This is a genomic window from Clostridiales bacterium (genome assembly GCA_030016385.1).
Classification (GTDB): Bacteria; Bacillota; Clostridia; order Clostridiales; family Oxobacteraceae; genus JASEJN01.
Genome location: JASEJN010000026.1, coordinates 22,049 through 42,753 on the forward strand (window position 1 = coordinate 22,049; position 20,705 = coordinate 42,753).

Here is a 20,705-nt window from a genome sequence, read left to right on the forward strand (position 1 = left end):
AGGTGCGGTGTTTCGGTCCGCAAGGACATGAGGGAGGTTAAAGATATTAAATATTTGCAGTAGAAATTTGCTGCAAACGGCACTTTATTGCTTCAAACGAATTTATAATTATATATTAAATTTAACGCTTGGAGGGATTTACATTGGATGTAAACAATGCTCTTAAACTCGAGGCTGTAGAAGAAACTGTCGCCAGTAAAGGCAGTATATACTTGTTTTTCAAAAGGTTGTTTGATATAGTCTGTTCGCTTTTTGCAATTATAATTTTATCGCCTTTATTCATCGTAACAGCAATTCTGATAAAACTTGACTCCAATGGTCCGGTTTTTTTTATACAGAAAAGATGCGGAAAAGGCGCGAAAGAATTCAACATGCTGAAATTCCGATCCATGGTATGCAATGCCGAGGAACTGCTGGATAATTTAAAAGAAAAAAATGAACAGACAGGACCGGCATTTAAAATAAAAGACGATCCCAGGATTACGAGAGTTGGAAAATTCATAAGGAAGACAAGCATCGATGAGCTTCCCCAGCTTTTCAACATATTAAAGGGAGACATGAGTATAGTAGGGCCGAGGCCGCCTCTTCCAAGGGAAGTAAAACAGTATGGCCCTTATGAAAAGTTAAGGCTTGCCGTAAAGCCGGGCCTTACATGCTATTGGCAGGTGATGGGACGGGACAGCATAGGGTTCGATGAATGGGTAAAGCTGGATATAAAATACATACAGGATAGAAACTTCTGGTTGGATTTGAAACTTATCTTCAAGACATTCAAGGTATTTTTCGGAGACGAAAATGCAGCATAGGAAGGATATAAATAATTCAGATTGATTGATTTTATCGTTGACTTAAGTTGACTTAAAATGGGAGAAAGGAATAGCCCTACAATCTTTGCTATTCATGAATAAACTTATAGACCGTGATATTAATGTATCAAGGATCAAAGAATTAATCTTTGGATAATTAATATATAGAATTACTCTTATCAGGAATACTCTATTCTTAGATAAGGATGAATAAGTCATGCGAGGCTGCATCTTATTATAAATTTTATATTTATGATAACAAGATATCTGATAAAAAATACTCAAGCGACGCGTATATCAATCATCCTGCATACAATAGGGAAAGCCTGAGGCCGATTATCCTTTTGGTTTGCAATGAAGGGACTTTTGATTATCCTCAGGAAATAGAGGCTAAACTTGATAGTAATGTAAAGTTATCTCATTATATTCCTAGATTTAAAAAGATGAAATACATATACGACTTTGGGGACGAATGGCAGCATTACATAGTGGTTGAAAAGATTGTGGAAGGCTATGATAAAAACTATCCTGTTTGCATCGGCGGAGCCGGTGATACACCGCCAGAGGATGTTGGTGGAGAGCCTGGGTATGAGAAATTTCTTGAGGCTATAGCCGATGATGAGAACCCCGAGCATGAGAATATGGTCAATTGGGGAAAAGCCAAGGGCACCGAAATTTCGATATTGAGTTTGTGAATAGCATGCTTAAAGAAGAATATTCCCTTTAGATGATGCACCTTTTCCCATAGTAATTTCCACTCTTGATATTTTTCAGGGTAACTTCCACTTTAAGAGGATAAGGGGTGGAACTTACTTTGATAATTGAGTCTTCAAATTATGAATTGAAGAAAGAAGCATGAGTGTTCTTGCTATAATTAAGATAAAAGAATATAATCATAGTATACGTATAATATTACGTACGATATTACGCATAAAATAAATTTATGTTAATATAATATAAAGGGGGATTAAGATATGGATGTGAGTGCTATGGAAAAACCAAATATAACTAAAGATCAGATAGTTAAATCATCAGTAGCCTCAAAAAAGTTCGGCAAATTCAGAAAACTTGCAAAAGAAAGGCCAATATATATATCTGATAATGGGAATATTGATACAGTATTGATAAGTTATGATTATTTTGAAAAAATGTATCAGAGACTTTATGAGTTGGAAGAAAAAGAGGAAGAAATGATACTCTCTCACAGAATTGAAGAACTTAAAAATAATCCGGAAGCTGCTGTTTCATGGAAAGATATACGCAGAGATGGCAAATAATTTTGAGCGAAATAAAACGATTTGATGTAAGATTTCATCCTGACGCTGAGAAAGAATACAAAGGACTTGATAATTCTGTTGTAGGCATTGTTAATAAATCTATAGATGATTTAGAAATAAGAGCGGATGAAGTTGGTAAACCATTAAAGAATAATACAAATTCAAAATTAGCTGGTTGTAGAGAGAAAAAATTAAGGGATGCAGGTGTAAGAATTATTTTTAAGGTTACTAAAGAGAGGGTAGACGTTCTTCGTATAGTTTATATTCTAACGATTGAAAAAAGAAGTAATGATTTTGCTTTTAAAGTTGCTCATAAGAGAAATCAAGTAATCAAAAGATTACCAAAGAATGAATTTAATAAGCATCTTCGCATATGTACCGATTGGAGAAAAATTAATAAAAATAAAAAACAGTAGCAGAAGTGTTATGACATGCTATTGTTTTAAAAAGCTTGTGTCAATGAATATTCCATTTAGATAGTGCAGATTTTCCGGTAATCCAGAGCAAATATTCCGATATTTCAAAGCGTCATTTTCCGAAGCAGTGCAACTGTCTTATAATTGTTTTATGCACAAGCATTTGTGCAAATACGATTATAGAGATAGATAATCATTGTGAGTTGTCAAGAAATAATCCGGGTAAAAAGCCAGGGTTACAGTAACACAAGCGTTGCTTCCAGCTTGGGAAGCTCACGTAATACAGTCGCCGAAGTATGGCATTTGGCACAGAAAAAAGGATCGTATGACCCATTCCTGACACATTTATGGATAAGGATATTCAGGGCATTCTGTATTCTGGTCGTTCTTGTGATGATGGAAGAAAATTTCCTGATTTCGAGTATATTTTTTCTTAAGAATATATCTCTCAGAGGTTCCTTTCGGAGCCATAAGGGAATCCAACTTTATGTCCGCACCCCGTAGAGATCAAATTTTTTCGAACTTACACAGCCTATTTTGTATTCTGTTATAAAAAAGATAGAACTACTATAGGTTTTTTAATTTATACTCAATAAGTTTCTTTTCGACACCTAAAAGACTGGCTACATAATTAATAGAATATCTCTTCAGGTTTTTCAAATCTGAATCGCTTATGATAAGTTCAGCGGCAAAAGTATTTGCTTCCATTTCTATTTTATTGGTAATGGACTATGTATATGTATCTAAAAAGATTGTATTAGTCTTTTTATGTAGTATAGCATGTCCGAGTTCATGGGCACATACTTGGCGCGATAGGGTTGAATGTAGATTGCAATTTAAATAGATTATTTGTTTTCGATTTTTATACTGATAGATTCCTCGAATACTGCCAAGATCTATTTTTATAATCAAAATGTTTAGTGCTTTACAAAGCGCAAAAGGATCACTTGTTCGATATAAATTTATTAATTTTCTGACTTTACTCTTTATGTTTTGCATATTAATCCCCCCATCATTTTCTATATTTTTTGGGAGTATACTTTTTCTTTGCTTCCTTTTTTGCTAAAGTCATCCCTTCTTCAAGAGCTGTCATAACTTTTTCTAAAGTGTCCTTATCGCCAATTTGACCATCAAAGGCGAAACCAATTGATGACATCATAAGATTTTTAAGTCTCAGAGATTCCTCCTTGATTTTCTTCATGTCTTTTTTTGAAAGAGTAACTTTATATTCTTTGTTTTTGGATTCATAAGTTGGATACTTTTTTTCACGTCCCAGAAGAAAATCAACACTAACTTGAAAGAAATCAGCAAGCTTTTTTACAATTTCAAAGGATGGTTCTCGCTTACCTAATTCATATTTACCATATGTTGTCTGATCAATATTTATTTGCTCTGCAACGGCCTTTCTTGTAAGACCTTTTGATTCTCTTAATTCCTTTAATTTTTTTCCAATCATGATTATCACTCCTTTTCCAATTCTACATTAGACTTTTTGTCTATACAATATTTTATATTCTCCATAGACAAAAAGTCTATTCATTAAATAAATGTTATTGACTTATAGACGAAATGTCTATATAATAAAAGATAGACATTTCGTCTATACTAGGGGGCATGTAAATATGCGTACTTGGTTGAAAAATTTGAGATTAAGTAAGAACCTTACTCAAGAGAAATTGGCCGAAATGGTAGGTGTTCATACCTCAATGATCAATAAAATTGAATTGGGAAATCGCACCCCATCAGTAAAGACTGCGAAATATATTGCTGATGTACTAGGATTTGACTGGATATTATTCTTCGAGAAAAGTAGACATACAGCTTAAAAGGAGCAAAAGCATGAGTAGCAGAGAGCATATGCAGATCTGACTGGAAGTTTAGTTAGAACATTTTGAAATTGAAGAGATTTTTTTCTACTGCTATGTGGGTTATTTATGCAAGATAAGGATAATGAAAAAGATGCTTTTTATCAGAATGTTGTGTATGATTTTAAAGCTTAGATGCCGAAACAAGTTCATTATGTCTGCCGGATACGGCTTACCGGCACCGATGAGGCAAGCCAAAGTAAATAAATGGTAAGGAGATGGTTTTATGAGAGCCTATGTTTTACATACAAGTAGTTAGAAATAGTATTGTCTTTCATAGAATTGTTGAAAATGAAGAATGACACAGCAAAGAAGTTTAACAAAAAATCAAAATGGTCTGAAATCAAAAAAGGGGGACTTTAGCGATGAGGAAAAGAGTTTTAAAAAGTATTGCATTGGTTCTGATGATAATATTCATTTCATCAGGAGTATCTTGTAGTAAAAAGGCTGATAATAATTCGACCAAGAGCGGTAATACAAAGGATGAGTATGATAAGATTCCAATGGAGATAAGTGCCGAGATATTCGATAGAGGCCAAGTGTTACCTGAGGAAGGGAGTTATGAGGAAAACAGATGGACAAAATATATTAATGAAAATTCAGGGGTTAAAGTGACTTGGGTACCTGTTTTGAGGACTCAAACAGAGCAAAAACTCAATTCTCTAATTGCAGTAGGGCAGGCTCCCGATCTTATGTGGGACTATGGTACGAATTTTTTGCTGACAAGGATCAATCAGAACGTTATTCAACCGATTGATGAGTATATTGAAAAATACAGTACTTCATATAAAGCATATATAAAAGCGCATCCTGAATTATTGCCCTATGTAACTAAAAATGGGAAAATGTATGCTGTTACGAGCAAGAGAGGTATAGATGTAATAGCAAACCATGGCATGGTAATCAGAAAGGATTGGCTTGATGAATTGGGATTAAAGATGCCGACAACCGATGAAGAACTTTTAAAGGTTGCAGAAGCATTTAAAAATAATGATCCAGATGGAAATGGCAAAAACGACACATATGGTTTTGCATATAACTATAACTTAGATGGTATAATACAGGCCTTTTATAATTGTATAAATTATCAATGGTATATCGAAAACGGAAAAGTCAAGTATGGAACAACTTTAGACAGATACAAGGAAGTGCTTGCATTCCGGAAAAAGCTGTTTGAAGAAGGCTTGATTGAAAAAGATCCGGGAAAGAGCTATGAAAATGAAAAACAGTTGTGGATCAATGGAAAAGCCGGTATATACATGGGTGGATATGCGCCACCTTATTACAGAGATTTCAAGAAGAATAATCCTAATGCTGTGGTGGAGCCGTTAGAATCAGTTTCTACGAAGTATGGCAGAAATGGTTTATATCAGGAGCCGCCTGCAAACAGGCTGATAGTTTTTAACAAGAACATGAAGAATCCCAAGGCTGCTGTAAAATTGCTGGACTGGATGATAGATAAAGGCTGGTTTACAATAATGTTCGGTGTTGCAGGCCAAAACTATAAAATGGTTGACGGATTACCGAAAGCCATAGATGCCGACAAAAACCAGAAGGAGTTGCAGTACAGCACGGAGTATGCATTAATAAATAACTGGGATCCGAAGCCGGAAGCATTCAAAATAATGTCCGCGGATGACCCGATTGCTAAAGAGGAAGCGGATTTAAAGGGAAGAGGCATTCAGGTGGCAATGAAGAATGTTTTCAGAAGGGATATACCGTATGCTCCGACATTTGACGATTTATTAAAAGGCACAAATGAAAAGTTCCAATTCAGCACAAGCGGTATCATAAACAAAGTCATTACAGGAGGAAGCCAGTATACTCCCGAGTGGGGAATGGAACAGATACAGGCAACATGGAAGAAGCAGGGCGGAGAAAAAATGGAGCAATTGATGCAGGCATGGTATGAAAAGAATTTTAAAAAATAGATAATTCATGAAAGATTATTTATTGTCTATTGTTTAACAAGGCTTTTCAGGTTATACAGAATTGATTATCTTGTGGGGATGAAAGACAATGCATCAGATAATGCCTTTTATCCTCACATAAAAAAATAAAATGCCTATATATAATTGCCGGCATTTTGTTTTTTAAAAGATGGGAGAGGGAGAGCTGATTATGATAGAAATGAGCGATATAGAGCATAAATTATTTTTTGAGGAATTAAAAAGACACAATAAGGAGTATGATCCTGAAGTCATGATGATAAAGAGACCTTTTTCATCTCCAGGATATCATACTACGCTAAAAGGTGGCTATGTCCATCCGACGCGGGATTCACTAACTTATGCTGTCGCGCTATTTGACAGCGGAATCGACGATAACGAGAAAATTGCCATGGATATTGTAAAGAAAGTCATATCACTTCAGGATACTAATCGGTCAAATAAAACATATGGGATATGGTCATGGTTTTATGAAGAACCGCTAAGTAAGATGTCTCCTCCTGACTGGAACTGGGCAAACTTTTGTGGAAAAGAATTGCTGCAGATACTCTTAGACTATTCAAACGATCTTCCTGATGATTTAGAAAAAAGTATAAAAAATTCGATAATACATGCATGCAATTCGATAATAAAACGAAATGTGAGCATAGGTTATACGAATATTGCGATTATGAGTGCATATGTAACGATTTTAGCCGGTGAATTATTAGGTGAGAAAAAAATATTTGACTTTGGCAGGAATTATTTAAAAAGGTTCTACGATTATACAATAAGTATCGGGGCATTTACAGAATATAACAGCCCTACATATACGATGATTGCGTTGGAGGATCTATCAAGAATGCTCAATCAGATAAAAGATGAAGATTGTCTTAAAATGGTCGGCGAGTTAAGCAATATGGGATGGAAATGTGTGGCTGAACACTTCCACGCCCACACAAATCAATGGGCTGGTCCTCATACGAGGTGTTATAAAACTCTGCAGGATGATTTATTCCTGTCAAAAATACAGCTTGCAACTGGGGGAGCCGTAAAATTCCTGGATGATGAAAAACTGAGAATCACCATAGATTTTCCGCGCATAAAGTTAAAGTGTCCTGAAGAATACGTTCATTATTTCAGGGAAGATAAAGAACGTCTAATAGTCCAAACATTTAATAAGGGGAAAAAGCTTCACTTGGCAACAAGCTATTTAGCAAAAAATTTTGCACTGGGTTCATTTAATGTTTCTGATTTATGGAACCAGCGAAGAGCGCTCGTAGCATATTTAGGAGATAGCGATAACCCTGTTTATTTTTATCTGAGATGTTTGCACGATGGATATGATTATTCTTCCGCCGTACTCCACTCGGTGCAATATAAGGGGGATTTATTGGGTATAATTGATTTTGCAACGAATGGCGGAGATACCCATTGCAATCTGGACATGATCAAGGATGCGACGATAAAAGCCAGGGATTTCAGGATAAGGTTTGAATTCGGCGGGGCAATAGACGGCATACAATTGGATAAATCCGAGAATACGTTTATATGCAAATCAAATAACGTGAATATAAAAATTCATATGCTTTACTGCTGCTTCGGAAATTTCAGGATCGATTATAAAATTGGAGAAAGAAAAGATATTAAATATGCGGATATCATTTTATACAGCGGAGATCCCATAAGTATTAGGTTTAAAGAATTGCCGCAAGCAGTTTGCGCATTTTGTTTGAACATAAACTCGGATAATGGTGGCATGCCTGAAATTATTAAAGATAAAAACAATGAGATGATAAGAGTTGAATATAACATTCATGACAGAAAATTGATGCTTGAGGCCGATATGAAAGCCAAGGGAATGTCAGAACTGTTCTTGAACAGCAAAGACAATATTACTACTCTTAAGTTGATTTAGTGGGCATGCAGCCTAAGGGTTTTTATTGTAACCAATAAGTCATAGTAAAAAGGGAGAAATATAGATGTCTAAAGGACAGAAGCATAAAAATTCACTTATAAAATATACTGATGAATTTACTGGAAAGAGAGTTACAAAATTAACACCAGAAAGATGTGTAAACCATCATCAATATTTTTATAATAAAATGTTCACTTCCGATAGCAATTACCTTATATATGGTAGCGATAGAGATGGAAATAGAAACTTGTATAAGATGAATATTATAAATGGCGATGCAGTCCAGCTTACAGAAGGAAATGGTATAAATGATTTTGGAAGCATATTATCGAATGATGACAAATACCTTTTTTTCACACGCAATAATACTATATATAAAATGAATCTTGATACGCTTGATGAAGTGCCCATATATCAAGAACCTAAGGAGTGGTCGAGTAGAACCTTTGATATAAGCGATGACAATAGGTTTATAGCTATGACTCAAATATATAAAAAAGACATAATAGAAGGGAAAGGTGACTGGTCTTCATTCGAACCACAGTGGCGTAAAAAACCTTTATGCCGAATCGTATATTTTGATATAGAGAATAATAAAGGAAATGTTATCCTTGAACAAAATTGCTGGTTCGGGCATCCACAGATAAGGCCTGGGAATAATGATACAATATTGTTCTGTCATGAAGGCCCCGGAAATCTCATTGATGCAAGACTGTGGCTTATAAATTCGGATGGATCAAATCGCAGATGCGCAAGAGAAAAGTCTGAAAATGAACTGGTTACAACTCATGAATTCTGGTTAAGAGATGGTTCGAAATTTGGATTCATGTATCGGGAGAAAGATCAAAAAACATTTTTAAAGTTTATTAATCCTGATACCCTTGAAGAAAATACTTTGATGGAGTGTTCTCATTATTTGCATTTTATTTCCAATAGAGAAGGTAGCATGATAACAGGTGATGGCGATTCATTTATATATATAATTGATGTGGCAAATAAAAAAGAGGAAAAGCTTTGCTTTCATGGTTCTCACTGGAAATCATACGGCAATACCCAGGACAGCCATCCTCATCCGTGTTTTACTCCAGATAGCATGTCGGTATTGTTCACCTCCGATAAAGACGGACTGCCTTCAATATATAAAGTCGATTTATGATTTAATGTTTTGTTGGTTTTCGAATAAATGAATGCGTCAAAAAGCATATATCGATATTGTTTTTGTTTATATAAATTGCTTAACACAATTTGCCAATGGTTTTATGGAAGGTGGAGAATTATGAATAACAAAATGAAAAAGATTTTCGCCTTGATGCTGTGTGTTGGTGTTTTATGGTCGATGCAGGTACATGTTAAAGCAGTATCTGACGTACCCCTTAAGGCTAAATTTACATATGGTTCTGGGCAGGAAGTACCTCCGGAATATTACAATTCTATGAAATATCAATATTATACTTATGTCCTCAAAAGCTATGAGGAAAAAGGTTATAAGGTGGCAAATTCACAGACTATCACAATCGATGAAAAAAGTATTAAAGTCCCAAAGGGCAAAAATATAAGACTGGAAGCAGGTATCAATGGTAGAAAAGATCCTGCATTTATATGGGATAAAGAAATGCCATGGGCTGAATGGAATTTTGACGTAAGTTCGGAAGGTTTATATGAAATTGAATTAGAATATTATATGCCTCCAGGGTCCGGCAATTCGGCAGTAAGATCAATTTACATCGATGGGCAAGTGCCTTTCTATGAATCCAATAATATAAAGTTCAATCGTATGTGGCATGATAAAGCGGAACCTGTGGTAAATAGCATTGGAGATGAAGTAAGGCCAAGCCAGGTTGAAATTTCCGGTTGGAGAAGCACTAAATTATACGACAGCTCGGGTTTTTATTCCGAACCTTTCAAGTTCTATTTTAAACCCGGTAAACATGTAGTAAGGCTTGGATATGTCGATCAGACAATTATAGTAGGTAAATTTTATATAAAACCAGCCGAGACTTTACCTGCATATGACGAGATAAAAAAGCAATATAAGGCCAATGGGTATAAGGAAGGTACTAAAACAGTTAAAATTCAAGCTGAAAAGGCGGTTATAGAAAAAAGCGATCCGACAATCAGAAGGGAGAGCAACGGAGATCCCTCCTGTGAACCTGCTTCATCAATAAATAGAAAACTGAATGTCATAGGTGATTGGAGATGGAGGCGTGGGAACCAGTCAATAACGTGGAAAATAACTGTACCGGAAGATGGATTATACAAAATCGCTTTAAGAGCAGGACAGTGGTGGAAAGACGGGCTTTCTTCATTCAGGCAAATAGCGATTGATGGCAAAGTTCCCTTTAAGGAGATGGAGGAATACGAGTTTGTATATAACAAAAATTGGCGTACCGAGGTTCTAAAAGATTCATCAGACAACCCATATCTGTTTTATTTAACAAAGGGCGACCATGCTATTACAATGACTGCAAAAATGAGTTATCTTGCTCAGATTGCACAATCTATCAATGATGATTCGCTATTGCTCTCAAATATTATAAGGGACATTATAAAAATAACAGGCGATACGCCTGACCCTAACTACGATTATGAGTTTATGGAGAAGATACCTAATCTACGGAAAGACATGGAGACTTTAACAAAGAACCTGCAGTGGAAATATGATTTTCTCAAGGAGAAGTCCCAAAAACTTCCGGCAATGGCAAATAACTTTACTACGATTATAAGCCAGATTAAAGATATGCTTAAGGACCCTTTTACAATAGCAAAAAGGATGAATGATTTAAACAGCGCTCAAACTAGCCTGAGTTCGTGGTATTTGAGCCTTCAGGATCAACCTTTGGTAATTGATTACTTTATTATCGGCGCACCTGAAGAGAAAATAACAAATTCCGGTTCAAATATATTTCAAAAGTTAAGAGCCACTTTTGATACATTTCTGGTATCTTTTAAGAAAGATTACGATAATGTAGGCAGTATATTGGACAAAAAGACAAAGGTCAATTCCGTAATAGACATATGGATTGCAAGAGGCACTGAATGGGCAGAGCTTATTAAAGAGATGACGGATGAGGATTTTACACCTGAGACAGGAATTGCCATTAATGTAAATGTTCTGCCGTCCTCGCAGCTTAATGCGGGCAGTGTAAATGCGCTTATGCTTTCTATTATGTCCGGGAAGGCTCCTGATGTTGCCCTTGGGAGTGCAAGCAACTCTCCAGTGGAATTTGCAATAAGGGATACTGTATATGATTTATCGAAATTCAAGGATTTCAAAGAGGTCTCAAAGAGATTCCTGCCAAATATTTTTATACCCTATGAATATAATGGAGGAATTTACGCATTACCGGAGACGATGGATTTTACTGTAATGTTTTACAGGAAAGATATAGTAAGCGATCTTGGGATAAAGCTTCCCAATACAAGAGAAGAATTATATGATCATGTTCTTCCGGTTTTATATCAAAACGGGCTCGAATTTTATTATCCTGTAGATTTTTCTCAGTTTATATTCCAGCATGGCGGTAGTTTTTATACGATGGATAAGAAAAAAACCGGATTGGATACTCCAGAGGCTTATATGGCATTTAAGGAATGCTCTGAATTGTATACTAATTATGCTATACCTATAGTCGCAAATTTTTATAATCGTTTCAGGACGGGAGAAATGCCAATGGGCATAGGTAACTACGGTCTTTATCTGCAGCTTTCCGTTGCAGCGCCGGAGCTCGCCGGACGCTGGGGTATCGCACTGCTACCAGGCATTAAAAAGGCAGATGGAACAATCGATAGGTCAAATGGCGGGCTTGCAGGCCAGTGCGATATGATTATGAAGCAATCAAAGCATCCTGAAGAATCGTGGAAATTTCTGGACTGGTGGACAAGCAATACTGTGCAGACAAGGTTCGCAAGAGAAATAGAAGCCACGATAGGTACAGAAGCAAGATGGAATACTGCCAATATGGAAGCCTTTGAAAATCTATCCTGGAATAAAGAGGACATTGAGGTTATCGAGGAACAATTGAAATGGGCAAAAGAGACTCCAAATGTGCTTGGTGGATATTTTACAGGCCGTCACATAAATAACGCATGGAACAGGATCGTAATAAATGGGGAGCCTGTAAGGGATTCAATCGAACAAGCTGTTGAAGATATAAACAGAGAGATGAAGATGAAGCAGGAAGAATACGGAGTTTCAGATAATGCAAAATAAGGGGGCTGCGGGGGATGAAATCGAAATTTAAAAAATGGTGGAAAAAATATTATGTTGGTTATTTATTCCTACTTCCTTTTGTAGTACTATTTGTAATTTTTGTAATAATACCTGTGCTTGTAGCACTGGGCACCAGTTTTACGAATTATAATATGCTTCAGCGTCCAAAATGGATAGGGCTTACCAATTATAAGCTGCTTTTTCTGGATGATGACGTATTTTTAATCGCACTTAAAAATACATTTGTTTTTGCATGCATCACGGGGCCTATAGGATACTTTATGTCGCTTTTTGCAGCATGGGTTATAAACCAGCTCAGGTTTCGTAAGGGCTTTGCCCTTGCATTCTATGCACCGTCCATTACAAGCGGTGTCGCGATGTCTGTCGTCTGGCTGTATTTTTTTTCAGGCGACCGCTATGGGCTCATAAATAATATATTGATAAATTTTGGGATTATTAAGGAGCCGATACTCTGGACAATGGATGCAAAATACATTATGCCTGTAATAATAGTTATATCCATCTGGATGAGCATGGGTACCGGTTTTTTGGTTTTTCTGGCGGGCCTTCAAAATATACCGAAGGAGCTTTATGAGGCAGGAGCTATTGACGGAATAAAAAACAAGTTCCAGGAACTTGTTTATATTACTCTTCCCATGATGAAACCCCAGCTGTTGTTTGGAGCAATCAATTCTGTAGTAGGTTCCTTTGGTGTATTCGATATTGCAGTATCTGTTGCGGGGATGCCAAGTCCCAATTATGCCGCCCACACGATAGTTGCCCACCTGTATGACTACGCATTTATAAGATTTGAAATGGGATATGCATCGGCAATTTCAATGGTCTTATTCTGTATAACATTTGTATTCGGACGTTTGCTAATGAAATTATTGTCTTCGAAGGATATGTAAAGAAGGAGGATATACGAATGCTCGAGAAAAATTTAAGCGCGGAGTTAAAAACATTTGAAAAGCAGCCTGAACTAAGAGTAAGAAGGATAAGTTTCAGAAAGATTACTTTTGGAAAGATAATAGTATATATATTAATGTTGCTTTTAGTATTATTTACCGCGCTTCCGCTTATATACGTGATAAATACAGCTTTTAAGCCGTTAGATGAATTGTTCTTATTTCCACCAAGGTATTTTGTAAGAAAGCCTACTACACAGAATTTCCATGATCTTCTGTTATCCCTCAGCAGTTCAACCGTTCCTTTTTCAAGATATGCATTCAACAGTTTGTTTATAACAGTTACAGTTGTATTTTGCACGGTAATAGTTTCTTCAATGGGTGCATATGGCCTGGTAAAGCATAATCCACCAGGTTCGAAGGTTTTGTTTACGTTTATAGTAGGTGCGCTTATGTTTTCAAACCATGTTACACAGATACCAAGGTATATGGTGGTAAATTATTTAGGACTTATAAACAAATATGGGGCCTTGATAATTCCGAATATAGCAGTAGCTTATAATTTTTTTCTTATGAAGCAATTTATTGAACAATTTCCAAATGAACTATTGGAGTCGGCAAGAATCGACGGGGCCAACGAATGGGCTGTATTCTGGAAAATAGCCATGCCATCTCTAACTCCGGCATGGTCGACTTTAGTGGTTTTTTCATTTGTATCAAATTGGAACGATTATTTTTCACCATTGATATTTATAACGAGCCAGGCGATGAAAACGCTTCCTCTTGCCCTTCAGACTATTGCCGGAGGACCTGCCGCCATGTCCATAGGGAGAGCAGGAGCCGTATCTGCTGCGACATTTTTAATGACAATACCTACAATAATAATTTTTACATTTATGCAGTCGAAAGTTATGGAAACTATGATGTATTCCGGAATAAAAGCATAAGGGGGAAGTCCATCATGATAATGTCTAAATGGCATAAAAAAGGCAATAGGATACTGGCGGCATTGCTTATAGCGGTTATCTTCATATTATCTGCAGCAATATCTGAAAAGCAGGCATTTGCGGCAGAAAGCGAGGATTATATTCTGGACGGTACGGTTAGAGTACCGATACCCAAGACATATGTTCTGAAAAAGGTTATAAATAATATCGGAAGCGCAGGAAAAGAAACGGGATATTTAAAAAAACCGGGTGATATTTTTATAAACAGTCAGGGATATATTTTTATAACTGATACCGGAAATAACAGGATTATTAAGATGACAAAAGAAGGTACGACTTTAAATATATTCAAAGGACCAAAGCAGAAGCCATTGAATTCGCCAGGCGGCGTATTTGCGGATGATGACGGCAATATGTATATCGCAGATACGGGGAATGGAAGGATAGTACATCTGTCGGCAGGTGGGGAGTTTGTCGAAGAATTTGTCAAACCTGATTCCAATTTGTTTGAAAGCACATTCACTTTTCAGCCGACAAAAGTTTGTATAAGCCCTACGGGCTATATTTATTCCATAGGGAACCAGTCGGTAATGCTGATGGACGCATATAATAGATTCAGAGGTTTTTGGGGACAGACCAATGTAGGTTTTAACATCGTAGAAGCGCTTGTTAGAAAATTTGCATCGAATCAGCAGAAAAAATACATAGTTAAAAGGAATCCGGCTGCATTTATTAATATCGCAATGGATGAACAAGGTATGACTTATGTGACAACCGCTGATGCTACTGAGGGAGAGATCAAAAAATTAAATTCGGTTGGTGAGAACATATATAGAAAATATGGTTCCGTTAGTAATAGCTTGAACTTATTTAATCTTGATTTTCTGACAAAAATGAATATGACTGATAAAACTTTTGTATACGGAGAACGCTTTGACGATGATGGAAAGCCGATAAAACCATATTTCGTGGATCTTGCCGTAGATAAAGCTGGTAACGTAAGTGCTATAGAAAGAAATACATGCAAGATATATCAATACGATCAGGAAGGTAACCTACTTACAGTATTTGGGGGCAAAGGTGACCAGAAAGGATCATTCGATCTGCCGTCTTCGATAGCCGTAGATAATGATGGAAATATTTACGAACTTGACATGTCCAAAAATAATATACAGATATTCGAACCGACAGATTTTATAAAACTGGTTCATCAGGCTGTAAAGATGTATTCTGAGGGCAATTATGACGCAGCATATAATGTTTGGAACAAGGTTTTGAAAATCGATGAAAATTATGACATGGCGCATACAGGTATTGCAAAGACATTTTACAAACAGAAGCGTTACAAAGAATCGATGCAGGAATATGTTTATGCAAATGACAGGAACGGATATTCCATGGCATATACCAAATACCGGCACGATATCTTCAGGCAATATTTTGGGCTGATAGTTCTGGGGATTATTTCAGTAATAATTTTTTTCAGCCTGGCAATAAAATTTTTGAAGAAAATGGCACGTAATGCTTTGACGGAATTCAGAATGCTCAATCCAAACCGTATGAGACTTGCCAATTTATTCAAATTATCAATAGCAACTTTATTTCATCCGATTGAGGCATTTGATTATGTAAAAAGCAGCAGGCATAAATTGAATTATATGCCGAGCATTATCATATTGCTGTTGGTCGTTGCAGTAAGGATTTTCTATATTTATACGGTGCATTACCCTCTTGCGGATATAGACATAAAAGATGCAAACATTGTACTCGAAGTGGTTAAACTCATTCTGCCAATAATCACCTGGGTGGTAGCAAGCTTTGCAATAACGGCAATTTTGGACGGGGAATCGACATTTGGTGAAATTTTTGTAGTTACATCCTTTTGCATGATACCTTATTTATTGATCAATATTCCCCTTCCTGTTTTATCAAATGTTTTTGCGAGAAGTGAATCCACGCTTTATGGTTTTATTTTGAATGCAACAAATATCTGGATTTTAATATTGATATTTTTGAGCGTAAAGAATATGAACAACTTTAGCATAGGTAAAACAATAGGTGTATGCATTCTGAGCGTAGCGACAATGGCTCTTTTATGGGCTATTACATTACTTATTTTTGTACTGGTGGGAGAACTGTATTTGTTTATTTTAGGATTGGTACGTGAAGTCCAGATGATACTGCTTTAAAGGAGGGAGATAGACATGAGGAAGTTTATTGTATTTTTAGTTATTTCATCAATATTGGTCTTTAGTTTTAAAACTGGATTCTGCGCTGCAAAAAGTGTTCCCGATGCATATACAAAAATAGCTGGGAATGCTAATCTTTCACTTTATTTCAATCCAAAATCTTATACGCTGGAAATAGAAGATATGCGCAATGGATATGTATGGAAGTCAGTAGTAGATGATAAGGTTTATGATATGAAAAATATCAACAGGACATGGCAAAATAGAATGAATTCATTATTTATTGTTAACTATGTATCCTTCAATGAAAAAAATTTAGCAATAAAAAAGGCTTATTCAGCAGGTAATCAGGCTGCGATAAGTTATAATAATATAGGCAATGGCATCCGCCTTAATTATGAATTTAAAAACATAAAAATCAAAATATCTCTTGAAATAAGACTTGATAAAGATTTCCTGGTAGTCAATATCCCAATGGACGGAATAGAGGAAAGCGATATAAATGGAATCGTAAGCGTTGAATTGATGCCATTTTTAGGAGCCGCAGACAGCAAGGTCGATGGGTATATATTGTGTCCTGATGGCAGCGGTTCATTGATGAAATATAAAAATGTTTATGAAAGGCCTGAAAAACTAAATGAATATAAATGGTATATATACAGTCCTGAAGATGTAAGTATCAATGATAAAAATACTGCTGATGCGGAGAATGAAAATACGAAGAGGGCAATGCTACCTGTATATGGGGTAAAAAATGGAGATAATGCTTTTCTGGCTATAGCGGACAAGGGAGAGGAGAATACCTGCATAAATGTTTCACCGGAAGGTTATACGGTAAACTTAAATAGAGCTTCCTTTGAATTTACATACAGACATTTCTTTGAAGTTATGCTTTCGAATATAACTATAAACGGCACAAATATGGCCAAGGTACCTGAAGCCACAAAAGTGGATAAAAAGATAATAAACCAGACCCATGAAGTGCGATACGCTTTTTTGGAGGGAAACGATGCGAACTACAGCGGTATGGCTAATGCATACAGAGATTATCTTATCGGTAATAATGCGTTAAAAAAAGCGATATCCGATAAAAAAATACCTGTTGCGATCGATTTCCTTATGGGTATAAAAGAAAAAAGGCTGATATTCAATAAATACGTAGTGATGACGAGCTTCAAGCAGGCAAAAGAAATATTGGAAAAGTTAAGCAATAAGGGTATAAAAAACATACAGGTAAAACTGGATGGATGGGCGAAAGGAGGATATGGATATTATCCCGTAAATTGGCCACCTGAACGCTCGCTCGGTGGCAAAAAAGGTTTCGATTTGCTTTCTGAATATGTTAAGAACAATGATATGAAAATCTTTTTATCAGCTAATTTTGAAGATGCCTTAAGCAAAAGCAGAGGATTTTCAAAAAGGAAAGATGTAATATTCGACGGAGCTAAGATGCCTGTTACCAATGAGTCAAAGGATTCTTTCCTGCTCAGTCCGCAGGTTGCATATAATAAATTTAAAAATTTCATAGGCAATATGGCAGATCAAAATAGCAATGGCATTGCGCTGGATAGGATCGGGGAACTTATTTATCACGATTACAATACTAAAAATCCGTCAACCAGGTCTGATACGGAGGAGAAATGGAAGGCGATGATGGAACTGGCTTCAAAACAAAACGGTGGAGTGGCCTTGAATGGAGGAAATCTGTATACGTTAAAATATGCAGACAGGCTTTATGACATTCCTGTAGAATCATCTCATAGTTACATATCAGATGAGGATGTGCCTTTCTACCAGATGGTTGTACATGGCATGATACCTTATTCTTCAGAACCTGGTAATCTGTTTTATGATTCCACTGAGCAAAAGCTGAAATGGATAGAGTATGGGTGCATGCCATATTTCCAGTTCACGTATAAGAAATCAAGGGAGCTAAAATATACAGATTATAATAAATTATTTACTTCATATTATAATGACTGGATAAATACAGCTGCAGATATATACGATGAATTTAACGGTAAACTCAGCAGCATCTGGGATGAATATATGATCGGCCATGATAAAGTCGATGATAATTTATACAGGGTCAGATATGGCAATGGAACAACTGTATATATAAATTATAATGAAAGCGATAAAACTTTCGATGGTTACAAAATAAAGGCGAAGGATTATCTGGTTATAGAAAAAGGAGGCATCGTGAAATGAAAAAAATGCAGATTAGCATGGGGAAAAAGAAGATAATTGAAGCGTATATATTTATGCTGCCATTCATAATAGGAATCGTTGCATTTTTCGCATTTCCACTGTTTGTTTCTATAAAACTAAGTTTTGGGAAAGTTATAGATATGAGCGGATTTAAAATAAAATGGATAGGATTTGACAATTATATCAGAGCTTTCGTGACAGATGTCCAGTTTATCCCGATGTTTTTGCGTATAGTCAGGGAATCTTTATTGAAGTTGCCGCTTATTTTGGTATTTTCGCTAATGCTTGCGATGTTTATAAGCAATGATATAAAGTTTAAAGCTTTTTTCAGGATAGCATTTTTTCTTCCTTTCTTACTTGGGACTGGGTACGTAATGCAGCAGATTATCGGACAGGGGATAAATGAACAGGTACTTATGCAAGCCAAAAACATTTTTATTCCGGAAAAAATATTAGCATACCTCGGTCCCAATGTCGATGAAGCAGTAAATAGTTTTTTCGGAGTGATAGTAACCGTTCTGTGGAGCTGCGGGGTGCAGATTTTGCTGTTCTTATCGAGTTTGCAAGGCATATCTAAATCATTATATGAATCCGCAAAAGTTGACGGTGCAACGCAATGGGAGATGTTCTGGAAGATAACTTTGCCCATGATATCGCCTGTCATGCTTCTTAACATTATATATACTCTCCTTGATTCATTTACGGATATATCCAATCCTATTTTGAGCTATATACAGGATTACGCATTTACAAGGACGGATTTTGCATATGCTGCAGCAATCGGCTGGATATATTTCATATTTATAATGATCTTGATTCTGGTGATATTTATGATAATGAAAAATCATTTATACAGCTTTGATATGAAGGGGGAAACAAAAAATGGTAAAAGTCGTTAATATGATATATGGGAACCTGAAAAATGGTTTTTTAAGCAGTTCGTTGAGAATCAAGCATAACAGGCTTGAAAGCATATCAAGAGTGTTCAATCATATACCCCATAAGTTATACAGAATCGCATTATATATTCTTTTGTTTAGCATAGCTTTTGTATTTTTGTATCCATTCTTATATGTATTTATTACTTCATTAAAAACATACAGGGATATCAACGACTTCACAGTAAACTGGATACCGAGGAGCATCAAATATCAAAATTATATTTTCGCGATCAGAATTCTGGGTTATTTTAAGTATATAACGAATTCCGTTCTGCTAACTGTAATCGGTACATTAGGACATTTGATTTCATGTTCATTTATAGGTTATGGATTCGCAAGATATAAATTTCCAGGAAAAAATATATTGTTTTTCATTGTTATATTATCGATAATAGTACCAATACAAACATTAATCGTCCCTCTTTACATGGCATTTTCAAATTATGGATGGGTGAATACGTATCTCCCGATACTTGTCCCAACATTTTTTGGATTTGGATTAAGAGGAGGACTGTTTATATTTATATTCAGGCAGTTTTATACAGGCTTTCCAAAGGAACTTGAAGATGCGGCTAAAATAGACGGATGTGGGTTTCTAAGGACATACTGGAGTATAGTGCTTCCGGTTGCAAGGTCGGTGTTCTGGGTAGTAATAGTCCTTTCAATGGTATGGCACTGGAACGACTTCTATGAACCATCCATATATATAAATAAAATGGCTCTTACAGTTCTGCCTGCAAGACTTCAGACCCTTGTCAATTATGTCAATAATCCACAGGGCGATATATTCTTCGGCATGTTGCTTGAAGAAGGGGAAGATACAATAAATAATGCTGTACTGATGGCAGGAACGTTCCTAATTATATTTCCCATACTTATGGCTTTTGGCTTCATACAAAAGAAATTCATGCAAGGCATAGAACGGACAGGTCTGGTAGAATAAAAATAAATGCCCAAAAATTGGTTGAATTGCGCAGACAGTTTTTGGGCAACATGAATTAATCATAAGTGCCGACACTATTGGCCAAAGATGCAGGTTATAAAAGTGTGCTGCTGCACAATGAACTATTTATTCATTGTGCAGCAGCA

Annotated in this window: 16 protein-coding genes; 15 read left to right on the forward strand and 1 reads right to left on the reverse strand. The window is 36.1% G+C overall.

Features of this window, described 5'->3' with window-relative positions; translation table 11 throughout:
- Positions 1-143 precede the first annotated feature (143 nt).
- The 4 genes from QME45_07780 (at position 144) to QME45_07795 (ending at position 2,499) form a co-directional block, all read left to right on the forward strand.
- Positions 144-806 carry a sugar transferase gene (locus tag QME45_07780; GenBank protein ID MDI6618562.1) on the forward strand — a complete coding sequence of 221 codons (663 nt, stop codon included), beginning with the start codon at positions 144-146 and terminating at the stop codon, positions 804-806.
- A 206-nt stretch (positions 807-1,012) separates the two neighbouring features.
- Entirely contained in the window at positions 1,013-1,501 is a 489-nt protein-coding gene (locus tag QME45_07785) for a plasmid pRiA4b ORF-3 family protein (protein MDI6618563.1), read from the forward strand.
- A gap of 279 nt (positions 1,502-1,780) precedes the next feature.
- Positions 1,781-2,083, forward strand: a complete 303-nt coding sequence (locus QME45_07790; GenBank protein ID MDI6618564.1) for a type II toxin-antitoxin system Phd/YefM family antitoxin — start codon at positions 1,781-1,783, stop codon at positions 2,081-2,083.
- Positions 2,053-2,499 (forward strand): hypothetical protein, encoded by a 447-nt coding sequence (locus tag QME45_07795; protein MDI6618565.1) that lies wholly within the window; start codon positions 2,053-2,055, stop codon positions 2,497-2,499. Before QME45_07790 ends, QME45_07795 begins: the two co-directional genes overlap by 31 nt.
- 1,012 nt (positions 2,500-3,511) lie before the next feature.
- Here the strand turns inward: QME45_07795 and QME45_07800 are convergent.
- Positions 3,512-3,955: a helix-turn-helix domain-containing protein gene (locus QME45_07800; GenBank protein ID MDI6618566.1), complete on the reverse strand. Its 444-nt coding sequence runs from the start codon at positions 3,953-3,955 to the stop codon at positions 3,512-3,514.
- A 166-nt stretch (positions 3,956-4,121) separates the two neighbouring features.
- On the opposite strand from QME45_07800, the gene QME45_07805 reads away from it, so the two are divergent.
- The 11 genes from QME45_07805 (at position 4,122) to QME45_07855 (ending at position 20,559) form a co-directional block, all read left to right on the forward strand.
- On the forward strand, positions 4,122-4,325 hold the full coding sequence (locus tag QME45_07805) for a helix-turn-helix transcriptional regulator (GenBank protein ID MDI6618567.1): 204 nt from the start codon (positions 4,122-4,124) through the stop codon (positions 4,323-4,325).
- A gap of 404 nt (positions 4,326-4,729) precedes the next feature.
- Complete coding sequence (locus QME45_07810; GenBank protein ID MDI6618568.1) at positions 4,730-6,295, forward strand: extracellular solute-binding protein; 1,566 nt, start codon at positions 4,730-4,732, stop codon at positions 6,293-6,295.
- Between the two features lie 190 nt (positions 6,296-6,485).
- Entirely contained in the window at positions 6,486-8,210 is a 1,725-nt protein-coding gene (locus tag QME45_07815; protein MDI6618569.1) for a hypothetical protein, read from the forward strand.
- A 64-nt stretch (positions 8,211-8,274) separates the two neighbouring features.
- Positions 8,275-9,366 (forward strand): oligogalacturonate lyase family protein, encoded by a 1,092-nt coding sequence (locus QME45_07820; GenBank protein MDI6618570.1) that lies wholly within the window; start codon positions 8,275-8,277, stop codon positions 9,364-9,366.
- A 120-nt stretch (positions 9,367-9,486) separates the two neighbouring features.
- The gene (locus QME45_07825) at positions 9,487-12,420 is read left to right on the forward strand and encodes an extracellular solute-binding protein (GenBank protein ID MDI6618571.1); all 2,934 of its coding nucleotides are present in this window, start codon (positions 9,487-9,489) and stop codon (positions 12,418-12,420) included.
- A gap of 14 nt (positions 12,421-12,434) precedes the next feature.
- The gene (locus QME45_07830) at positions 12,435-13,331 is read left to right on the forward strand and encodes a sugar ABC transporter permease (protein ID MDI6618572.1); all 897 of its coding nucleotides are present in this window, start codon (positions 12,435-12,437) and stop codon (positions 13,329-13,331) included.
- A 17-nt stretch (positions 13,332-13,348) separates the two neighbouring features.
- Positions 13,349-14,275 carry a carbohydrate ABC transporter permease gene (locus QME45_07835; GenBank protein ID MDI6618573.1) on the forward strand — a complete coding sequence of 309 codons (927 nt, stop codon included), beginning with the start codon at positions 13,349-13,351 and terminating at the stop codon, positions 14,273-14,275.
- Positions 14,276-14,289: 14 nt separating this feature from the next.
- Positions 14,290-16,464 (forward strand): YIP1 family protein, encoded by a 2,175-nt coding sequence (locus QME45_07840; protein ID MDI6618574.1) that lies wholly within the window; start codon positions 14,290-14,292, stop codon positions 16,462-16,464.
- Positions 16,465-16,479: 15 nt separating this feature from the next.
- Positions 16,480-18,675 (forward strand): DUF5696 domain-containing protein, encoded by a 2,196-nt coding sequence (locus QME45_07845; protein MDI6618575.1) that lies wholly within the window; start codon positions 16,480-16,482, stop codon positions 18,673-18,675.
- Positions 18,672-19,574, forward strand: coding sequence for a sugar ABC transporter permease (locus QME45_07850; protein ID MDI6618576.1), 903 nt, complete (start codon positions 18,672-18,674; stop codon positions 19,572-19,574). Before QME45_07845 ends, QME45_07850 begins: the two co-directional genes overlap by 4 nt.
- Positions 19,558-20,559 carry a carbohydrate ABC transporter permease gene (locus QME45_07855; GenBank protein ID MDI6618577.1) on the forward strand — a complete coding sequence of 334 codons (1,002 nt, stop codon included), beginning with the start codon at positions 19,558-19,560 and terminating at the stop codon, positions 20,557-20,559. Before QME45_07850 ends, QME45_07855 begins: the two co-directional genes overlap by 17 nt.
- Positions 20,560-20,705: the final 146 nt, after the last annotated feature.